The organism is Pseudomonas sp. N-1-13 (assembly GCF_057787095.1).
In genome coordinates, this window is record NZ_JBYNRI010000001.1 from 802298 (window position 1) to 823103 (window position 20806).

A 20806-nucleotide genomic window follows, 5' to 3' on the forward strand; every position below is an offset into this window, starting at 1 on the left:
AATTCGGAGTGCCTTGGAGTATGGCATGCGTTTACGGTTCCGAAGCCACTGTGATTTATCAGATTTGTCCGTTTTCGGCGTAGGAGTTGAACCGCTGGTTCAGAGCTGAAGGATCAACGTCTTGAGTGGCGGCTGCTGGTCCCGCGAGGGGAAATCGCTGCCGGGTGTCAGTATTTTCCATTCGCGCACCGGGCGGCCGGCCTTTTCCGCGCAGCGCAGCACCTGCTCGCGCCAGTCGTCCATGGAGACTTTTGCCAGGTTGTTGCAACAGATCAGCACGCCATTTTCAGCGGTGGTGAGCAGCGCCGGCTTGAGCAGGCTCTGGTAATCGCGCAAGAGGTCGACAGTGCCGAACGCGCTCTTGGCCCAGGCGGGCGGGTCGAGCAGCACCAGGTCGTACTGGCGTTGCTCCAGGCGCACATAACCTGGCAGCTTCTGCCCGCGTCGCTGACTGATGGGCAGGCCGGCCAGTTGGCGGATGGCCGGGAAGTAATCCGATTGCACGAAATCCATGGGCGGCAGATCAGGGTTGAGCAAACCGTTCTCGCGCCCCACCGCCAGGTTGCCTTCGGCAAAGTCCAGGTTGCACACCTCGCGCGCGCCACCGGCCGCGGCGCTCAGGCCGACGCCGCAGGTGTAGGCGAACAGGTTCAGCACGCTTTTGTGACGGCTGTGTTCCTTGACCCAGCCCCGGGCGTTGCGCAGGTCGAGAAACAGCAATGGATCCTGCCCGGCATGGCGCCCGCGCACGCGGTAGTTCAGACCCCATTCATGGCCGACGAGGTCTTGCAGGGCGGTTTCGTCAGCCTGGTAAACGGTGTCCTGGCGGTCGACGCGCGAATTGCCCCGGGCGCGATCGTTGTAGACCAGCAGGGTGTCCAGGCCCAGGCACTCGTTGACGATACCGTGCAATTGCAGCAAGGCATCGCGTTCCAGTGACTGATGGAAACTTTGCACCAGCAATTGCGGGCCGTAGCGGTCGACCGTCAGGCCAGGGGCGCCTTCCTGGCTGCCATGGAACAAGCGATAGCAATCGGTGCCTTGCTGGTGCAATTGGCTGAGCAGGTCCTGACGCTGATCGAGGGCGGCGCGCAGCGCCTGATTCAAGGAAGACATGCCGGGCGCGCCTTAAGGAAATGAGGCGCGGGAGTTTAGCAGTTTCTGTGGCGAGGGGATTTGTGGGAGCAAGCTGTGCTCCCACAGTCCAGCGACGCAAGGACTCGATGCCTCAGGGGAACCGAGTCATTCGCTCAGCGATTAAGGCGCTTGTCGATCAGCCCCTCCACCACGCTTGGATCGGCCAGGGTCGAGGTATCACCGAGGCTGTCGAGCTCGTTGCAGGCAATCTTGCGCAGGATGCGCCGCATGATCTTGCCCGAGCGGGTCTTGGGCAGTGCCGGCGCCCACTGGATCAGTTCCGGTTTGGCGAAGCTGCCGATCTCCTTGCTGACGTGGTCCAGCAATTCCTTTTTCAACGCGTCGTTGGCCTCGATTCCGTCCATCGGCGTGACGAAAGCGTAGATGCCCTGGCCTTTGAGGTCGTGGGGGTAACCGACCACTGCCGCTTCGGCGATGTTGTCGTGCAGCACCAAGGCACTTTCTATTTCGGCAGTGCCGATGCGGTGACCGGAGACGTTGATCACATCGTCGATGCGCCCGGTGATCCAGTAATCGCCATCTTCGTCTCGACGGGCGCCGTCGCCGGTGAAGTAATAGCCGGGGTAGGGCTTGAAATAGGTGTCGACCATGCGGGAGTGGTCGCCATAAACGCTGCGAATCTGCCCCGGCCAGCTCGCCTTGATCGCCAGCACACCGCTGCCGGCGCCATGGATTTCCTTGCCGGTTTCATCCAGCAACACCGGTTGCACGCCAAACATCGGTCGGGTGGCACAGCCCGGCTTGAGCCGCGGCGCACTCACCAGCGGGCTGAGCATGATGCCGCCGGTCTCGGTCTGCCACCAGGTGTCGACAATCGGGCAGCGCTGTTCGCCGACCACGTTGAAGTACCATTCCCACGCTTCCGGGTTGATCGGCTCACCGACGCTGCCGAGCAATCGCAGGCTTTTGCGCGACGTTTCCTGCAACGGTCCGGCACCTTCGCGCATCAGCGCTCGCAGGGCAGTCGGGGCCGTGTAGAAAATATTGACTTGATGTTTGTCGATCACCTGCCAGAAGCGCGAACTGCTGGGGTAGCTCGGTACGCCTTCGAAGATCAGCGTGGTGGCGCCGTTGGCTAGCGGGCCGTAGACGATGTAACTGTGACCGGTGACCCAGCCGACGTCGGCGGTGCACCAGAACACTTCGTTGTCGCGGTAATCGAGCACGTACTTGAACGTCATCGCCGCTTGCAGCAGATAACCACCGGTGGTGTGCAGTACGCCCTTGGGCTTGCCGGTGCTGCCGGAGGTGTAGAGGATGAACAGCGGGTCCTCGGCGTCCATCGGTTCCGGCGGGCAATCGTCGCTCATGTCGTGCATGGCCTGGTGGTACCACAGGTCGCGGCCTTCGACCCATGCCACTTCGCCCTGGGTGCGCTCGACCACCAGCACGGTGCTGACGTTCGGGCAACTTTCCAGGGCCTTATCGACGTTGCGTTTGAGCGGTATGAATCGTCCGCCGCGCACGCCTTCGTCGGCTGTGATCACGGTGCGGCAATCGGCGTCGAGAATCCGGTCGCGCAGCGAGTCCGGTGAAAAACCGCCGAACACCACCGAGTGCACCGCGCCAATCCGTGTGCAGGCAAGCATGGCGTAGGCCGCTTCAGGGATCATCGGCATGTAGATGCAGACCCGATCGCCTTTCTTCACGCCGCGGCTTTTCAGCACGTTGGCCAGGCGGCAAACATGGTGATGAAGTTTTTTGTAGGTGATTTCTGCCGATTCGGCGGGGTTGTCGCCTTCCCAGATGATCGCCGTCTGGTCGCCACGTGTCTCCAGGTGGCGGTCGATGCAGTTGGCGCTGACGTTCAGCTTGCCCCCGGCGAACCAGGTGGCGTCGCCGATCTTGAGGTCATAGCGCTGGACGGTTTGCCAAGGCGTCATCCAGTCGAGAAAGCGCGTGGCCTGCTCGCCCCAGAAAGCGCTGGGATGTTCGATGGATTCTTTGTAGAGCCGCGTGTACTCGTCCTGACTCAGTTGCGCAGCCCGGCGGACGGCATCGGCTTGGGGGTACTGGCTGATATCGAACATGACGGTTCCTTATTCTTGTTTTTGCGACAAGTCATAAAGATGCGCCGAGTAGCCGGAGGGTTCAAGTCATGTACAAATCAACTGTGGGAGCGAGCCTGCTCGCGATGGCGCTGTGTCAGTCAACATCTGTGTCAACTGATCCACCGCCATCGCGAGCAGGCTCGCTCCCACAAAGGTAACGCGGGCCTTGATAACTACTTGAGGATCAGCCGCGATGACGCCCGCGGAAGTAGTTGATCAAGCCCTGGGTCGAAGGGTCTTCGGCCGCGCTTTCTTCGCTGCCCACCAGACGGTTGTAGACGCCCTTGCCCAATTCCTTGCCCAGCTCCACGCCCCATTGGTCGAACGCGTTGATACCCCAGACCACGCTTTGCACGAACACTTTATGTTCATACAGCGCTACCAATGCGCCAAGGCGACGTGGGCTGATGCGTTCGACCACCAAGGTGTTGCTCGGACGGTTGCCCGGGATCACCTTGTGGGAGGCCAGTTTCTGCACGTCTTCTTCGCTCGCACCTTTGTCACGCAGTTCCGCTTCGGCTTCGGCGCGGGTCTTGCCCAGCATCAGTGCCTGGCTCTGGGACAGGCAGTTGGCGTACAGCCACTGGTGGTGATCGGAAACCGGGTTGAAGCTGACGATCGGCACGATGAAGTCTGCCGGGATCAATTGGGTGCCCTGGTGCAGCAACTGGTGGTAGGCGTGCTGACCATTGCAACCGACGCCGCCCCAGATCACAGGACCTGTGTCGGTAGACACCGGCGTGCCGTCCTGGCGCACACTCTTGCCGTTGGATTCCATGTCCAGTTGCTGCAAGTGCTTGGTGATGTTGCGCAGGTAGTGGTCGTACGGCAGGATCGCGTGGCTTTGCGCGCCCCAGAAGTTGCCGTACCACACGCCCAGCAGCGCCAGCAGTACCGGCATGTTCTGTTCGAACGGCGCGCTCTGGAAATGCTGGTCCATGGAATAGGCGCCGGAGAGCAATTCCTTGAAGTTCGACATGCCGATGGCCAGGGCGATCGGCAAGCCGATGGCCGACCACAGCGAGTAGCGCCCGCCGACCCAATCCCACATCGGGAAGATGTTTTCTTCGCGGATGCCGAAGGCCACGGCGGCGGCGTTATTGCTCGATACGGCGATGAAGTGGCGGTACAGCTCGGCTTCGGAACCGCCCTGGGCCAGGTACCAGGCACGGGCAGCCTGGGCGTTCTTCAGGGTTTCGAGGGTGTTGAAGGATTTCGACGAGACGATGAACAGCGTGGTCTCGGCGCGCAACTTCATGGTCAGTTCATGGAACTCGCTGCCGTCGATGTTCGCCAGGTAGTGACAGCGCACGCCTTTTTGCGCGTAAGACAGCAGCGCTTCGGAGACCAGTTCCGGGCCGAGGAAAGAGCCACCGATGCCGATGTTCACCACGTCGGTAATCGGTTTCTCGGTGTAGCCGCGCCACAGGCCGTCATGGATGCGCCCCACCAGATCAGTGATCTGGTTCAACACCTTGTGTACGTCGGGCATGACGTCGGTGCCGTTCACCAGCAGTTTATCGCCCACAGGGCGGCGCAGCGCGGTATGCAGGGCCGGGCGGCTCTCGGAGGCATTGACGATTTCGCCTTCGAACAGCGCCTTGATCGCGCCCTTGAGGTCGACTTCATTGGCCAGGCACACCAGCAGGTCACGGGTCTGGGCGTTGATCAGGTTCTTTGAGTAGTCGAGAAACAGGCCGCAGCTCGACAGAGTGAATTGATTGAAACGCTGCGGATCGGCATGGAACGCTTCGCGCATGCTGAAATCCTGCATGGCTTTGCGGTGGTCATTCAGCGCTTGCCAGGCAGGCAGAGCGGTCACGTCGTGAGGGGTTCGGTAATACGCCATCGCTGCGGGTTTCCTTTTTACTTGAACGACCTTTTGTACACTAAAAATTCCGGCATGGCCTCTGGGGGCGTCCGGACAACTGCGTCGACACGATCTATGGGCACAGGGCGACTACAGTAAACCTCGCGTTGCGATCTGTCTTGGCTTTGTCAGACCGTTTCCCGGTACTTTTTTATACAACAGGGGCGGGATTGGTCCGACAGACGGAAGCGCGGCGATGTTCCCTGGCACAAAGTCCCTATTCTGGGGAATGCCCGCTGTGGGAGCTAAGCGTGCTCCCCAAGCTTGCACACCGAGGGAGCGGCACAGGGTTCGGTCAGGCGACCTGAACCGGGATGGCATTGCTGGTGTGGCTCAGTTCGTTGCCCGGGGCCATGTACAGCATGCGGGGCTTGAAGTTGGCCAGTTCGGCTTCGCTGTAATGGGCGTAGGCGCAGATGATCACCCGGTCACCCACCTTGGCCTTGTGCGCCGCAGCGCCGTTGACCGAAATCATTCGCGAGCCTTCTTCGCCACGGATTGCATAGGTGGTGAAGCGTTCACCGTTGTCGACGTTGTAGATCTGGATCTGTTCGTATTCGCGGATACCCGACAGGTCCAGCCACTCACCATCAATGGCGCAGGAGCCTTCGTAGTCGAGCACGGCGTGAGTGACTTCGGCGCGGTGCAGCTTGGCCTTGAGCATGATGGCGTGCATGAATGTTTCCTCTGGTCGGGTCCGAACGGCGGGCAGTTTGCCCGAAGGCTCTGGAGGCAGCAATACACAAGAGATGTGAGAATGCAGTCTGTAAAACACCGTCTATCCCTTGTGGAAGCGAAGGCTGTGGGAGCAAAGCTTGCTCGCGATGACGCCGTCAAATTCAACACATATGTCGACTTTTAGACTGCTATCGCGAGCAAGCCTGAACTGGTCAAGTAATTCTGGACACCAGTTAAGGTTTCACGCCGCCAGTTTCTCCATGGCTACCGGCGACCGGTAGTCGTTGTAGCTATGGAGCCTGACGTTGTTGTATCGCATCACATAACGTTGCACATCCACGCGGGCTTCATGCTCCGAGCTGTAGCCATCGTCTGGCACCCACTCTGATTTCAGGCTCCCAAAGAAACGCTCCATCGGGGCGTTGTCCCAGCACTCACCTTTACGACTCATGCTGTGCAGGAGTCCATGCTTGCGCATCTCATTCCTGAATTTGTGGCTGGTGTATTGGCAACCTTGGTCAGAATGAAACAGCACCTCTTTTGGACAGCCTCGCAATTGAACCGCCATTCGCAACGCTTCGCAGGTCAGCGTGGCATCGGAAATCATTGAAAACGACCACCCCACGATCCGGCGAGCAAACAAATCCAACACTGCCGCGAAATACATCCAGCGCTTACCCACCTTGATGTACGTCACATCTCCACACCACACCTGGTTGATCGCCGTGACATCAAACTTGCGCTTGAGCACATGCGGCGCTACCAGCGCTTCCACGCCGGAAGATTTGTACTTGTGCCGCCGCCGCTGATGACTGGCAACACCGGCTTCGCGCATCAAACTGCGAGCCAGATGTCGCCCGACACGATGCCCCTTTGCTTGCAGTTCCTTGGAAAGGGTGCGAGACCCGGCGGATGCTCTGGATTCCTTGTGATGCTCGACCAGCACGGCTTTGAGTTTCTCCCGCTCAGGCTTCACCTTGCCTTGGCGCTGACGCCAGGCGTAAAAGCTGCTGCGGTTGACCCCAAACGCCCGACAGCAATTGTTAACGCCGTACTGCTCGTCCAGCTCGTTGATCAACGAGAATGATCTTTGGAGTCCAAAAGCAGGAGAGCACTGGCCTTTTTTAGGATTTCAATGTCCAGGTCTTTTTGCCTGAGCAACGCTTTGAGCTGCTGAATCTCTCGCTGATCGGCGGTAATCGCCTTAGCCCCCTCGGGGGTCGAACCCAAGCGCTCTTTGCGAACCTGGTCGACCCAACGGCGCAAGGCGGTAGGGCCAATATCCAGGCTGGCACAGACTTCGGGAACGGACTGGCCCTCGTCCAGCACCATGCTGGCAGCCTTGAGCTTGAACTCACTGGAATAAGATTTGCGCATATCCAAACACCTCAGATTTGGGCGCCATCATAGCGCCCGATTGAAGTGTCCAAAATCATTAGGCCAGTTCAGCCTGGCTCCCACAAGGCCCCCATTGGGCTAGGGTGTTCAGGCGAGTGCGTCGAGGTCCAGGTGCAGGTTATCGATCAACCGGGTGGTGCCCAGGAAAGCGGCAACCAGAATCACCAGATCACGATCCTCGGCCGTGGCCGGACGCAAGGTACGGGCGTGGCGGACTTCCAGATAATCAGGACGCAAGCCGGCAGTTTCCAGTTGCTTGACCTGCTCGGCCACCAGCACCGGGAAATCCCGCCGCCCCAGCCTGATCGCCTCGGCAATCTGGCTCAGGCTGCGATAGACCACGGGTGCCACCGCGCGTTGTTCAGGGCTGAGGAAGCCGTTGCGTGACGACAGCGCCAGACCATCTTCGGCGCGAACGGTCGGCTCACCGATGATCTGAATCGGCATGTTCAGGTCATGGACCAGCGCGCGGATCACCGCCAGTTGCTGGAAGTCCTTCTGGCCGAACACCGCAAGGTCAGGCTGGACCATGTTGAACAGTTTGCTGACCACCGTTGCCACGCCCTCGAAATGCCCCGGACGGCTGGCGCCGCACAGGCCTTCGGACAGTTGCGGGACACTGACCCGGGTCTGTCCGGCCATGCCGTCGGGGTACATCTCTTCGACGGTTGGAGCGAACAGCAGATGGCAGCCGGCCTGGAGCAGTTTTTCCTGATCGGCAGCCAAAGTGCGCGGGTATTTGTCCAGGTCTTCGCCGGCACCGAATTGCAGCGGGTTGACGAAAATGCTCGCCACCACGAAGTCGGCCCGCTGCGCCGCTTTGGTGATCAGCGCCATATGGCCGCTGTGCAGGTTGCCCATGGTCGGCACGAAAGCAATGCGTTTGCCTTCGCTGCGGGCGCGGGCCACGGCGGCCCGCAGTTCGCGTACGGTTTTGACGGTGTTCATGCAGAAAATCCGTGCTCGACGCCAGGGAAGGTCGCCGCTTTGACTTCGGTAACGTAGGCGCCCAGGGCGGCCTGGATGGTCGCTTGCCCGGCCATGAAGTTCTTCACGAACTTGGGTACGCGACCGGTGATCGACAAGCCGAGCATGTCATGCAGCACCAGTACCTGGCCGTCGGTGGCGCTGCCGGCGCCGATGCCGATGACCGGGATCTTCACCGCCTGGGTGATTTCCTCCGCCAGTTCGCTGGGCACGCATTCGAGCAGCAACATCGCGGCACCCGCCTGCTCCAGCGCGATCGCATCGGCGCGCATCTGACGGGCCTGGTTTTCATTGCGGCCCTGAACCTTGTAGCCACCGAGGATGTTCACCGCTTGGGGCGTCAAGCCCAGGTGTGCGCACACCGGGATGCCGCGTTCGGCCAGCAGGCGAATGGAATCGGCCAGCCACAACGCGCCTTCTACTTTCACCATGTGGGCGCCGGCCTGCATCAGCATGGCGCTGTTGGTCATGGTTTGTTCGAGGGTGGCGTAGGCCATGAATGGCAGGTCGGCAAGGATCAGTGCATCGGTGTTACCGCGTTTGACGGCGGCCACGTGATAGGCCATCTCGGCGGTGGTCACCGGCAGCGTGCTGTCGTGACCTTGCAGCACCATGCCGAGGGAATCGCCCACCAGCAGCACTTCGACACCGGCCTCATTGCAGGCGTGGGCGAAGGTTGCGTCATAGCAGGTCAGCATGGTGATTTTTTCACCTTTTTGCTTGAGACCTTGCAGCGTGGTCAGGGTAATAGCTGGCATGAAAAAGTCCTCATTAGGCGCCAGGGGATGTTCTCAATCGGTTTCCCTGACTGAGAACACCTCCTTGAACTACTGCGAGTAACGCGCATGATTCGTCATTTATACAGGCGCACCCTCTATGCGTGGTGCTTGTAAGGCCTGGATTGCGCCCTTTAGCGCCGCGTTGGCGGCGACGGGACGCCTATAGTCGTGAGGAGTACCCGGGAAGTCAATTGGATGTGTTACCGCCGGGTGTTACCGGGGTTACTGATGCGTTTCAGCGTGGGGGAGAGTCTCGAAAGTGACTGTAGGGTCCGAATCTTGTGGGAGCGAGCCTGCACGCGGTTGCGGTGTGTCAGTCGACATTTGCATTGGTTCAATCACCGCTGTCGCGAGCAGGCTCGCTCCCACAGGCTATCTACGTCAGTTGGAGGGCAAGCGTTCCAGGCCGACAAACGGGCACGCTGCAAGCAGGTCCTTGAGCAGCCTTCCATCGGCCAGGCGCAGGTCGGCGGGTGCCAGTTCTGCGAGGGGATAGAGTACGAAGGCCCGGGCGTGCATGTGGTAGTGAGGGACTTTCAGGCGGGGCTCGTCGATCAGGCGATCGCCGAACAGGAGAATGTCCAGGTCCAGGGTGCGCGGACCCCAGCGCTCCAGGCGTTCGCGACCTTGCCCGGTTTCGATGGCTTGCAGCGCATCGAGCAGGTCCAGCGGCGCCAGGCGACTGTCCAGCGCCGCGACCGCATTGGTGTAGCGTGGCTGGCCGGGCAGCAGGGAGTCGCTCTGGTAGAACGCTGACACGCCCGCCAGTTGCGTGTCGGGCAGTTGCGCCAGCGCCTGGACAGCGCTGCGCAATTGTTCGGCGGGCTCGGCGAGGTTGCTGCCCATGCCGATGTAGATGCGCTCCATCGATTACTCGTCCGAAGCGCTCGGGACACCGGCACGTTTACGCTTGGCGCCGCTGCTGCGACGACGCTTGCGCGGGCCGCTGGCACCGTCGTCCTTACCACTGAGTTCGCGGATCATGTCGCGGCGCTCGCTGTCGTTGGCGTCCTGGTAGTCAGTCCACCATTCACCGAGGCCATCGGTTTGTTCGCCGGCGCTTTCACGCAGTAGCAGGAAGTCGTAGCCAGCCCTGAAACGCGGGTTGTCCAGCAGCAGGTCGGCACGTTTGCCGCTGCGCCGTGGCAGGCGTTCCTGCATGTCCCAGATTTCGCGGATCGGCATCGTGAAGCGTTTCGGAATCGCGATGCGCTGGCACTGTTCGCTGATCAGCTCGTGGGCGGCTTCCTGCATGGCAGGGATTGGCGGCATGCCGCGCTCCTGCAGGCGCAGCACCCGGGCCGGGAGGGCAGGCCAGAGCAGTGCGGCAAACAGGAAGGCCGGGGTCACCGGTTTGTTCTGCTTGATGCGCAGATCGGTGTTGATCAACGCTTCGCTGATCAGGGTGTGGGTGTAGGTCGGGTTGTGCTCCAGCGCTTCGGCGCTGGCCGGGAACAGCGGGTCGAACAGTTGCAGGTCCACCAGCATTTCAAAGGTGTCCGCCGCGTTGCCCGACAGGAACAACTTGAGCACTTCCTCGAACAGACGGGCCGACGGGATTTCCCGCAGCATCGGCGCCAATTCGCGGATCGGCGTGGCGCTGTGTTTTTCGATGCCGAAATCCAGCTTGGCGGCGAAACGCACGGCTCGCAGCATGCGCACCGGGTCTTCCTGGTAACGCTGCTTGGGGTCGCCGATCAGGCGGATCAGGCGATTGCGGATGTCGTGTACGCCATTGGCGTAGTCGAGGATGCGTTCGCTGACCGGGTCGTAATACAGGGCGTTGATGGTGAAGTCGCGGCGTTGCGCGTCTTCTTCCAGCGTGCCGTAGACGTTATCGCGCAGGATGCGCCCGCTCTCGTTGCGCGAAGACTGGCTACTGTCTTCTTCTTCATCGTTTTGCGGGTGGTTGGCGCGAAATGTCGCCACTTCGATGATTTCGCGGCCGAAGTGGATGTGGACCAGCTTGAAGCGCCGGCCAATGATCCGTGCGTTGCGAAATTCGGCGCGGATCTGTTCCGGCGTGGCGCTGGTGGCGACGTCGAAATCCTTGGGCGTGATGTTGAGCAGCATGTCACGCACACATCCGCCCACCAGATAAGCCTGGTAGCCGGCGTTCTGCAGGCGTTCGACGATGTTCACCGCGTAACGGCTGAACTGGGCCTTTTGCAACGAATGCTGGCCACTGTTGAGCACTTCAGGCGTGCTGCGAATGTGTTGCGTACGACGCAAGGGAGAACGGAATGACTGGAACAGCTTCTTCAGCATGGGATGCACTGTTTGAAGGAATATTCGGCCAAAAACGAAGAGTGACCGCATGATGGGCGGGGATTCTAGCATTTAGTCGAGGGATGGTGTAGGACGGAGCAGTTTTGAGCTGCAAGCTTGAGCGACAAGCCTTGTAGGCTTTAAGGGAAGGGGAATGGCGGAAACCACAGGGGGAGCCGAAGCTCCCCCAGAATTAGTTGCGTGCTCTGTTTTTATTATTGATTTCGGGCTTCTTGTTTTTGTTGAGTGCCCGCGCCACGAGGTTTTCCCTGCGTGACACTCCCATTCGGGAGTCAAGAGCAAACGGATTGCTTTGGTCGCTGTGTTGCAGTGATCAATCGATCCAACCAGTTCAGGCACCTGTCTTGGGACAGTTTTATTGTTCTCGGCCTGGTTGTGGGGCAAGCCCCAAATACAACGCCTCTCCAAAAGAATCAGTTAGCTGCGCCTCTCGCCGTCTTGTTTTTATTGTGCGTGAGTCGATTCGTCTTATTTTTATTGTCGTTTACACGGTTTGTTATTGTTCTTGTACCAAAGCTATAGCAGGGTGCGTGCCAACTTTTGCGAACCCCAGCAAAGTCGGGGGGCTGGCGGGGTTGCTGGTTTTTTCGGGGCGAAAAAAAGCCGGGGTTTCGTTACCGTAAACCCCGGCTTCTGTTACGTGAAAAAGCTGAGGTAACAGTTTTTTCACAATGGGCGGTGTTACCCGCGCACCTCAGCTTTCGCTGGCGACCCCGGTCTTGCGGCGTGGGATACCCAGGCGCTGGCGGCGTTCCCACAGGCATTTGCGGCTAACCCCCAGCTTGCGCGCCAGTTCGGTCTCAGTCATGTGGTCCTGGTGTTCGAGGACGAAATGCTGGAAGTAATCTTCCAGGGACAAGTCTTCGGTAGGCTCGTGACTGGAGTTGTTGGCACCACCCTGTTGCGGGGCCAGGCCGATGAACTCGTCATCGTCCAGGTCACTGAGCTCGATGTCGATGCCTAGCAGGTCGGCCGAGATTTCCGGGCTCTCGCAGAGGATCACTGCTCGCTCTACCGCGTTTTCCAGCTCTCGAACGTTACCCGGCCAGGCGTAGTGACGGATGGCCTGTTCGGCATCCGGGGCGAACTTGAGATCGGTGCGGTTGACCCGCGCGCTCTGGCGGGCAAGGAAAGCATTGGCGATTTCGTTGACGTCGGCGCCACGCTCGCGCAGGGCCGGCAGCTTCAAGGCGATGACGTGCAAACGGTAATACAGGTCTTCACGGAACTGGCCGATCTTCGCCAGGCTCTTGAGATCGCGGTGCGTGGCCGCGATCAGGCGCACGTCGACTTTCTGCGACTGCACCGACCCGACCCGACGGATCTCGCCTTCCTGAAGCACCCGCAGCAAACGTGCCTGGGCTTCAAGGGGTAGTTCACCGATTTCATCGAGGAACAGCGTCCCGCCGTCCGCCGCTTCCACCAGCCCGGCGCGCCCGGCGCTGGCACCCGTGAACGCACCCTTTTCGTGACCGAACAGTTCGGACTCGATCAGGCTTTCCGGGATCGCCGCGCAGTTCACCGAAATCATCGGGGCCTTGGCCCGTCGGGACAGGTTATGCAGCGCCCGGGCTACCAGCTCCTTGCCGGTGCCGGACTCGCCCTGGACCAGGACATTGGAGTCGGTGGGCGCCACTTTGCGGATCTTGCTGTACAAGTCCTGCATGGGCGGGCAGGAGCCGATGATGCCGATTTCGCCGTTATGGTTGCCGGCGCCACCTTTGGCGGAGGCTGTCGCCTTGCTCGCCGGTTCCGGCGCATGGCTGGCCGCCGTCTGTCGGTCGCGCAGGATGCGGGCCACGGCCTGGAGCATCTCGTCGTGGTCAAACGGCTTGGCGATGTAGTCCACCGCGCCCATTTTCATGGAGTCCACCGCCGAGCGCAGGCTGGCGTAACTGGTCATGATCAGCACCGGCGTGCCCTGGCCGAGCTTGATCAGTTCGGTGCCGGGGGCGCCAGGCAAGCGCAGGTCGCTGACGATCAGGTCAAACGTTGGAATGCTGAAACGTTCTTGTGCTTCCTGCACTGAACCGGCTTCGCTGACCTGGTACTGATTGCGTTCCAGCAGGCGGCGCAAGGCGGAGCGGATAATTGTTTCGTCTTCGACGATCAAAATGTGCGGCATTGATTCGATTCTCTCGACGGTCTCAGTTCACAGCGGACGTCGCTTCGACATGACGCGGCAAGGTCACCCGTATACGGGTGCCGCGTTGGCTTTGTACATCGGCCGGGCTGTCGATGGTGATTTGTCCATAATGCTCTTCAACGATGGAATAGACCAGTGCAAGGCCCAGACCGGTGCCTTCGCCCGGGTCCTTGGTGGTGAAGAAAGGTTCGAACAATCGGTCCATGATGTTCTGGGGGATACCGCTGCCTTCGTCTTCGACGATCAGGTCGATCGTGTGTTCGCTGGCTTCGCTCTTGACCCGCACCGCGCTGCCCGCAGGTGAGGCGTCGCGGGCGTTGGAGAGCAGGTTGATCAGTACCTGGGCGAGCCGCTGGGGATCGCCGTCGACCCAGTGATCCGGGTCGCACAGGTTGAAGAATTGCACCTCGAAATTGCGCCGGTTCAGGGCCAGCAGACCAATGGCGTCCTGGGCCACTTCGGCCAGACAGACGGGCTCGTCGTTGTGCTGGTGGCCGCCGGCATGGGCGAAGCTCATCAGTGACTGGACGATACGCGACACACGCTTGGTCTGTTCGAGGATCTGGCCGCTGATTTCCGTCAGTTCGCCGTCGTCCTCGCGCTCTTCGCGCAGGTTTTGCGCCAGGCAGGCGATGCCGGTGATCGGGTTGCCGATTTCGTGGGCCACCCCGGCGGCCAGCCGACCGATGCTTGCCAACCGTTCGGAGTGGACCAGCTTGTCTTCGAGCATCTGAGTATCGGTGAGGTCTTCCACCAGCAATACCAGGCCACTGTTACCCGGCGCCAGCGGCTCGTCGATCGCCGCCTTGTGCAGGTTCAACCAGCGAGTCTGGCCGTCGAGGGCCAGGTGCTGCTTGTGCAAATGCTCATCCGGCAGGTCGATGAAGCCTTGCAGCAGGCCTTTCCACGGCTCACTCAGGGTACTCAGGCGTGAACCGACCACGCGCTGGGCGGCGATTCCAGTCAGTTCCTCCATGGCCTTGTTCCACATCAGGATTTCCTGGTCCTTGGCCAGGGAGCACACGCCCATCGGCAGCTCCTGCAAGGTCTGGCGGTGATAACGGCGCAAGGCGTCCAGTTCGGCGGCCAGGCCGGTGAGGCGCGAGTGGTAGTCTTCCAGGCGGCTCTCGATGAAGTGGATGTCTTCAGTGACATAGTTCTCGCCGCCGGCCTTGTAGGGCAGGAACGTCTCGACCATGTCCTGGGCCACGCTGGGGCCCATCAGGCCGGACAGGTTGGCTTCGATCCGGTCCCGCAGGCGACGCAGGGCATATGGACGGCGTTCATCGAAGGGCAGGTAGAGGTCGCGCAGGGCCTGTTCGACTTCTTTTTGCGCGGCCTTGGCGCCCAGGGGCTTGGCCAGTTGCGTGGCGAACTCCTGGGGTGAGGCGGCGTGCAGTTCCCGGCGCTGAGGGCGGCGAACGTTGTCCACCGCGCAGGCTTCGGCGGCGCTGGCCTCTTCGCTGCTGGCGTTGGTGAACAGTGAAATCAGGGTGAACATCAGCACGTTCGCCGCCAGCGAGGCGATGGCCGCCATGTGCCAACTGGTGTCGTCGAGCACGTAGATCATGTTCAGCAACGGGATATAGAAGCCCTGCATGTTGCCCAGCAGTGGCAACAGCATGGCGACCAGCCACACCAGGATCCCCGCGAGCAGACCGGCGATAAAACCACGGCGGTTGGCTGTTGGCCAATACAGCACCGACAGTACGCCGGGCAGGAACTGCAAGGTGGCGACGAACGCGACAATGCCGAGGTTGGCCAGGTCCTGTCCGTCGCCCAGCATCAGGTAAAAGCCGTAGCCGGCCATGATGATGGCGACGATCAGTGCGCGGCGGGTCCATTTCAGCCAGCGGTAGATATTGCCCTCGGCCGGCGGCTGGTAGAGCGGCAGCACCAGATGGTTGAGGGCCATGCCCGACAGCGCCAGCGTGGTAACGATGATCAGGCCACTGGCCGCCGACAGGCCACCGATGTAGGCCAGCAACGCCAGGGCCTTGCTGTTGGCGGCGATGCCGATGCCGAGGGTGAAATACTCAGGATTGGTGCTGGCTCCCAGCTTCAGTCCGGCCCACAGGATCAGCGGCACCGCCAGGCTCATCAGCAGCAGGAACAGCGGCAGGCCCCAGCTCGCGCTCACCAGCGAGCGCGGGTTGAGGTTTTCGGTAAAGGTCATGTGGTACATGTGCGGCATGACGATCGCTGACGCGAAGAACACCAGCAACAGCGTGCGCCACGGCCCTTCCTGCAGGGGTGTGTGCAGGGCGGCGAGGGCGGTCTGGTTCTGCAGCAGCCACAGCTCCAGTTGTTGCGGGCCATCGAATACGCCGTACAGGGCATAGAGGCCGACGCCGCCGATGGCGATCAGTTTGATCACCGATTCGAAGGCGATGGCGAACACCAGGCCTTCGTGTTTCTCCCGGGTGGCGATGTGGCGGGAACCGAAGAAAATCGTGAAGAGAATGATCAGCGCGCAGAAACTCAGTGCGACCCGGTGCTGCACCGGTTCGCGGGTGAGGATGCTGATGGAGTCGGCCACCGCCTGGATCTGCAGGGCCAGCAACGGCAATACGCCCACCAGCATGAAAATCGTGGTCAGCGCGCCGGCCCAGGTGCTGCGAAAGCGAAAGGCGAACAGGTCGGCCAGGGATGATAGCTGGTAGGTGCGGGTGATTTTCAGGATCGGGTAGAGCAGCACCGGTGCCAGCAGGAATGCCCCCGATACACCCAGGTAGCTGGACAGAAAACCGTAGCCGTACTGATAGGCCAGCCCGACCGTGCCATAGAACGCCCACGCGCTGGCGTAGACGCCCAGCGACAGGGTGTAGGTCAGCGGGTGGCGGATGATCGCCCGGGGGATCATGCCCCGTTCGCTGATCCAGGCGACGCCGAACAGCACTGCCAGGTAGGCTGCGCTGATCAGGATCATCTGGGTCAGGCTAAAGCTCATCGGCATCTTTTTGGCTCTGCAGGATGAAGGTCACGACGATCAGGATCAGCCAAAGCAGATAGGGCCGATACCAGGCACCCGTGGCGTCGATCCACCAATCCATGATGGCCGGGGAGAACAGATAAATCCCCACTACCAGGAGCAGGACCAAGCGATAGATGTACATCCCGGCCTCTCTTTTTTAAACGCGTGCCCGAAAACGTGCGGCGATGGTAACGGATGGGGGCCAAGCTGCAAGCGCCGTCAACGTATTTGCGCCTCTGGCAGGGTCAAAGTGCGCGGTATCTTCCCCGCATCCCAATGGCGAATGCCCCAGTCCAGCAGGTCCCGGGGGCTGGCGTCGACCCGTTCGGGGCCTGGCTGTTGGCCCAGCGCGCGCAGTGCCCGCAACAACAATGGCGTGGCCTGATCGGCCGCCAGCGGTGGCGAGCGGTAGGACTTGCCGAGTTTGTGTCCGTCCGGTTGGGTGATCAGCGGCACATGCAGGTAGCGCGGTTGTGGCAAGCCAAGCAGCTCTTGCAGGTACAGCTGACGTGGTGTGGAGTCCAGCAGGTCGGCACCGCGCACGATATCGGTGACCCCCTGCCAGGCGTCGTCCAGCACCACCGCCAGTTGATAAGCATAGAGCCCGTCGCGACGGCGAATCACGAAGTCGCCGACCTCACGGCCCAGGTGCTGGCGGAACGGGCCTTGTACACGGTCGTTGAAGTGATACGCCAGCTCGGGAACGCGCAGGCGGATGGCCGCGTCTTTGGTGTCGTGACCGGCGTTGCGGCACAGGCCCGGATAAATGCCCTGATACGGCTCCAGTTGTTTGCGCGAGCAGGTGCAGGCATAGGCCAGACCCTGGCTGAGCAGGCGATTGATGACCTGGTCGTAGGCCTCATGGCGCTCACTCTGACGGACCATCTCGCCGTCCCATTCAAACCCGTAGCTTTGCAGTGCCTTCAAGATTGCCGCTTGCGCGCCAGGCTCTTCCCGTGGTGGGTCAAGGTCCTCCATGCGCAGCAACCAGCGCCCGCCCGCTGCCCGGGCATCCAGATAGGACGCCAGCGCGGCGACCAGAGAGCCAAAGTGCAGGTGGCCGCTGGGTGTGGGGGCGAAGCGGCCGATGTAGGGGGCAGTGGCGGTCATAAAGCGAATGTTACTGGGTCCGGGCTGTTGGAATACATATCCTGCTGACGAAGCCACCCCTCTGTGGGAGCGAGCCTGCTCGCGATAGCGTCTTATCAGTGGGCATTGATGTGGCTGACCCACCGCTATCGCGAGCAGGCTCGCTCCCACAAGGGAACCGGGTGTGCGGGAAGTATCAGAAACAAAAAACGGAGCGTGTGAACGCTCCGTTTTTCGATGACAGCCCAGGCAATTTACTTGCCGACCTGTTTTTCCTTGATTTCCGCCAGGGTCTTGCAGTCGACACACATGTCGGCGGTCGGACGTGCTTCCAGCCGCTTGACGCCGATCTCGACGCCGCAGGACTCGCACCAACCGTATTCTTCGTCTTCGATCAGTTGCAACGTCTTGTCGATTTTCTTGATGAGCTTGCGCTCACGGTCGCGGGCGCGCAGTTCGAGGCTGAATTCTTCTTCCTGGCTGGCACGGTCGGCCGGGTCAGGGAAGTTCGCCGCTTCGTCTTTCATGTGATCCACAGTGCGGTCGACTTCCTGCATCAAGTCCTGTTTCCACTTGTTCAGGATCTTGGTGAAGTGCGCGCGCATGGGGGCGCCCATGTACTCTTCGCCAGCTTGCGGCACGTACGGCTCAAACCCGCTGAGCGACTGATTTTGATTCTGCTTTGCTTGGGTGGGCATGAATGGACCGCCTCTACTCTTGTAATCCACTACGCAGGATTGCTCCATCACCGACACCTGCCGGCCCTGCGGCTGCAAGCGGGCGAACTTACCAGATCAAATCGGGCCGCGCTACTCCCGGTTGTCGAGCCTGCGGTGGCCGGGGCTTGCAAAGCGTGGTCAAGTTCAGTCCGGTGGAGTGACAAACCTGCTCAATGCTTGATTCTAGTCAAGCCTGAGCCGATCGCTGGAGACATTTGCTGCAAGCGGCCGGACCCTGAGTTCGTGCTCGCTTGCGCAGTTGTTTCTGGGTTGGCCGGAGAGTTAGGTAGAATCGGTTTTTTTTATCAGAAGGAAGGCTAATGGCTCAGCCCTACAGTGCGCGTAGCCGCGCCATCGAACCTTTCCATGTGATGGCGCTCCTGGCCCGTGCCAATGAGCTGCAGGCCGCCGGGCACGATGTCATCCACCTGGAGATCGGCGAGCCGGACTTCACCACGGCTGAGCCGATCATCCAGGCCGGCCAGGCCGCGCTGGCGGCGGGAAAGACCCGTTACACGGCGGCCCGCGGCATCCCCGAGCTGCGCGAAGCCATCGCCGGTTTCTATGGGCAGCGCTACGGTGTGGACATAGACCCACGGCGCATCCTGGTCACGCCGGGCGGATCCGGCGCGTTGCTGCTGACCAGCGCGTTGCTGGTGGACCCGGGCAAGCACTGGCTGTTGGCGGACCCCGGTTACCCCTGCAATCGCCACTTTCTGCGGCTGGTGGAAGGTACGGCTCAATTGGTGCCGGTAGGCCCGGACGTGCGCTACCAGCTGACCCCGGACCTGGTGAACCGCTATTGGGACTCGAACAGCGTGGGTGCGCTGGTCGCGTCTCCGGCCAACCCGACCGGGACGATTCTCAGCCGGGACGAACTGGCCGGCCTGTCCAAGGCAATCAAGGGCCACAACGGTCACTTGGTGGTGGATGAGATCTATCACGGCCTGACTTATGGCACCGATGCCGCGAGCGTGCTGGAAGTCGACGACGAAGCTTTCGTCCTTAATAGCTTTTCCAAGTATTTCGGCATGACCGGCTGGCGGCTGGGCTGGCTGGTGGCCCCTTCGGCGGCTGTTGGTGAGCTGGAGAAGCTGGCGCAGAACCTTTACATCAGTGCGCCGAGCATGGCCCAGTACGCGGCGTTGGCCTGTTTCGAACCGGCGACAATCGAGATATTCGAGCAGCGCCGGGCCGAGTTCGCGCTGCGGCGCGACTTTCTGCTACCGGCCTTGCGTGATCTGGGGTTCGGCATCGCAGTGGAGCCGGAAGGGGCGTTTTACCTGTATGCCGACATTAGTGCATTCGGCGGCGATGCTTTTGCGTTCTGCCAGCACTTTCTGGAGACCGAGCATGTGGCGTTCACGCCGGGGCTGGATTTCGGTCGCCATCAGGCTGGGCACCATGTGCGTTTCGCCTACACCCAGAGCTTGCCGCGGCTCCAGGAAGCGGTGGAGCGAATCGAGCGCGGACTGCGGAGTTGGCAAGGCTGATGCTTTTTTCACCTGCGCTGGAAGAAGGCCGGCTGATTCGACGTTATAAGCGTTTTCTTGCCGATATCGAGACCGTTCATGGCGAACTGCTGACGATTCATTGCCCCAACACCGGTTCGATGCTCAATTGCATGGCCGAAGGTGCGCGAGTCTGGTTCAGTCGTTCCAGCGACCCCAAGCGCAAATTGCCCGGCACCTGGGAAATAGGCGAAACCCCCCAGGGGCGGTTGGCCTGCATCAATACCGCGCGAGCCAACCCGCTAATCGAAGAGGCCCTGCGTGCCGGGGTCATCAGCGAGCTGAACGGTTTTACCGGGCTCAAGCGTGAAGTGGCTTACGGTCAGGAAAACAGTCGTATCGATTTTCGACTGGACTACGACGAAGGCTCCGCCTGGGTCGAAGTCAAAAGTGTCACGTTGGGTTTTGACGGTACGACCGTGGCGGCGTTTCCTGATGCGGTGACCCAGCGGGGAGCCAGGCATCTGCGCGAACTCGCTCACCTGGCCCGGGACGGCGTGCGGGCGGTGCAGTTGTATTGTGTCAACCTGAGCGGGATCGACGCCGTGCGCCCGGCACAGGAAATCGACCCGCTGTACGCGGCGGCGTTGCGCGACGCTGTGGCCGCGGGCGTGGAAGTGCTGGCCTACGGGGTGACGCTGACGCCCGAGCAAATGTGGGTGGATCGGCCGTTACCGGTGCTGCTCGACCCAGATGCCTTGCTCGTCCTCCCGGCTCTCTAACGCAGCCAGGGACTGCCCGGCACAGGGGCCGGCGACGCATTCACCGCTTTCAATCAGAAACAGTGCGCCGTGGGTGGCGCACTGGATCAGGCTGGCGCTGGGGTCGAGAAACTCATCGGGCCGCCATTCCAGCGGTACGCCGCGGTGCGGGCAGCGGTTGAGATAGACATACACCTGGCCGGCGCGACGCACCGCCAACAACTTGCGCCCATCGAGGTCGAAACCGCGACTGCTGTTGTCGGGCAATTCGGCGCCGGTACAAAGAAACTTCATGTGGGTCTCTATGGTTATGAGTGGGCGAGTTTGTGTGGGAGCGAGCCTGCTCGCGATAGCGGTCGATCAGCCAGCAGCAATGGGTCGACACACCGCTAATCGCGAGCAGGCTCGCTCCCACAGAGGCAACCCCCCCAAAGGTTCATGCTTGACGTCCAAATG

At 61.1% G+C, this 20806-nt stretch carries 18 protein-coding genes; 2 read left to right on the top strand and 16 right to left on the bottom strand.

What is annotated here, in order from left to right; genetic code table 11:
* Positions 1–99: 99 nt before the first annotated feature.
* The 15 genes from AC3I65_RS03595 to dksA all read right to left on the bottom strand — a co-directional run bounded on the left by AC3I65_RS03595 (position 100) and on the right by dksA (position 18117).
* Complete coding sequence (locus AC3I65_RS03595) at positions 100–1116, bottom strand: class I SAM-dependent rRNA methyltransferase (RefSeq protein ID WP_488523460.1); 1017 nt, start codon at positions 1114–1116, stop codon at positions 100–102.
* A 134-nt stretch (positions 1117–1250) separates the two neighbouring features.
* Complete coding sequence (acs, locus tag AC3I65_RS03600; RefSeq protein ID WP_047229853.1) at positions 1251–3188, bottom strand: acetate--CoA ligase; 1938 nt, start codon at positions 3186–3188, stop codon at positions 1251–1253.
* Between the two features lie 205 nt (positions 3189–3393).
* On the bottom strand, positions 3394–5058 hold the full coding sequence (gene pgi / locus AC3I65_RS03605; protein ID WP_076386350.1) for a glucose-6-phosphate isomerase: 1665 nt from the start codon (positions 5056–5058) through the stop codon (positions 3394–3396).
* A gap of 316 nt (positions 5059–5374) precedes the next feature.
* Positions 5375–5755, bottom strand: coding sequence for an aspartate 1-decarboxylase (panD, locus tag AC3I65_RS03610; protein ID WP_047229851.1), 381 nt, complete (start codon positions 5753–5755; stop codon positions 5375–5377).
* 243 nt (positions 5756–5998) lie between these two features.
* Complete coding sequence (locus tag AC3I65_RS03615) at positions 5999–6835, bottom strand: IS3 family transposase (protein WP_047230569.1); 837 nt, start codon at positions 6833–6835, stop codon at positions 5999–6001.
* Positions 6832–7134: an IS3 family transposase gene (locus tag AC3I65_RS03620; protein ID WP_047230570.1), complete on the bottom strand. Its 303-nt coding sequence runs from the start codon at positions 7132–7134 to the stop codon at positions 6832–6834. The genes AC3I65_RS03615 and AC3I65_RS03620 overlap by 4 nt, the downstream gene beginning before the upstream one ends.
* Positions 7135–7242: 108 nt before the next feature.
* A complete protein-coding gene (gene panC / locus AC3I65_RS03625) occupies positions 7243–8103 on the bottom strand; it encodes a pantoate--beta-alanine ligase (protein WP_047229850.1) in 861 nt (286 codons plus the stop codon).
* Entirely contained in the window at positions 8100–8900 is an 801-nt protein-coding gene (gene panB, locus AC3I65_RS03630) for a 3-methyl-2-oxobutanoate hydroxymethyltransferase (protein ID WP_188252336.1), read from the bottom strand. The genes panC and panB overlap by 4 nt, the downstream gene beginning before the upstream one ends.
* 402 nt (positions 8901–9302) lie before the next feature.
* A complete protein-coding gene (folK, locus tag AC3I65_RS03635; protein ID WP_173407392.1) occupies positions 9303–9788 on the bottom strand; it encodes a 2-amino-4-hydroxy-6-hydroxymethyldihydropteridine diphosphokinase in 486 nt (161 codons plus the stop codon).
* A 3-nt stretch (positions 9789–9791) separates the two neighbouring features.
* Positions 9792–11189, bottom strand: a complete 1398-nt coding sequence (locus AC3I65_RS03640) for a polynucleotide adenylyltransferase PcnB (protein ID WP_047229847.1) — start codon at positions 11187–11189, stop codon at positions 9792–9794.
* A gap of 715 nt (positions 11190–11904) precedes the next feature.
* Positions 11905–13335: a sigma-54-dependent transcriptional regulator gene (locus AC3I65_RS03645; RefSeq protein ID WP_047229846.1), complete on the bottom strand. Its 1431-nt coding sequence runs from the start codon at positions 13333–13335 to the stop codon at positions 11905–11907.
* A 22-nt stretch (positions 13336–13357) separates the two neighbouring features.
* The gene (locus tag AC3I65_RS03650; protein ID WP_160893587.1) at positions 13358–16312 is read right to left on the bottom strand and encodes a sensor histidine kinase; all 2955 of its coding nucleotides are present in this window, start codon (positions 16310–16312) and stop codon (positions 13358–13360) included.
* Positions 16296–16472, bottom strand: a complete 177-nt coding sequence (locus AC3I65_RS03655) for a hypothetical protein (protein WP_003176118.1) — start codon at positions 16470–16472, stop codon at positions 16296–16298. Before AC3I65_RS03655 ends, AC3I65_RS03650 begins: the two co-directional genes overlap by 17 nt.
* 77 nt (positions 16473–16549) lie before the next feature.
* Positions 16550–17440 carry a tRNA glutamyl-Q(34) synthetase GluQRS gene (gluQRS, locus tag AC3I65_RS03660; RefSeq protein ID WP_047229881.1) on the bottom strand — a complete coding sequence of 297 codons (891 nt, stop codon included), beginning with the start codon at positions 17438–17440 and terminating at the stop codon, positions 16550–16552.
* Positions 17441–17673: 233 nt separating this feature from the next.
* The gene (gene dksA, locus AC3I65_RS03665) at positions 17674–18117 is read right to left on the bottom strand and encodes an RNA polymerase-binding protein DksA (protein ID WP_047229844.1); all 444 of its coding nucleotides are present in this window, start codon (positions 18115–18117) and stop codon (positions 17674–17676) included.
* A 341-nt stretch (positions 18118–18458) separates the two neighbouring features.
* Between dksA and AC3I65_RS03670 the strand changes: the two genes are divergently transcribed.
* Both AC3I65_RS03670 and sfsA read left to right on the top strand, forming a co-directional pair.
* Positions 18459–19631: a pyridoxal phosphate-dependent aminotransferase gene (locus tag AC3I65_RS03670; protein ID WP_139051179.1), complete on the top strand. Its 1173-nt coding sequence runs from the start codon at positions 18459–18461 to the stop codon at positions 19629–19631.
* Positions 19631–20371 (top strand): DNA/RNA nuclease SfsA, encoded by a 741-nt coding sequence (gene sfsA / locus AC3I65_RS03675; RefSeq protein ID WP_107322945.1) that lies wholly within the window; start codon positions 19631–19633, stop codon positions 20369–20371. The genes AC3I65_RS03670 and sfsA overlap by 1 nt, the downstream gene beginning before the upstream one ends.
* Here the strand turns inward: sfsA and AC3I65_RS03680 are convergent.
* A complete protein-coding gene (locus AC3I65_RS03680; protein WP_047229841.1) occupies positions 20321–20644 on the bottom strand; it encodes a Rieske (2Fe-2S) protein in 324 nt (107 codons plus the stop codon). The two genes, sfsA and AC3I65_RS03680, sit on opposite strands and share 51 nt — an antisense overlap.
* Positions 20645–20806 lie beyond the last annotated feature (162 nt).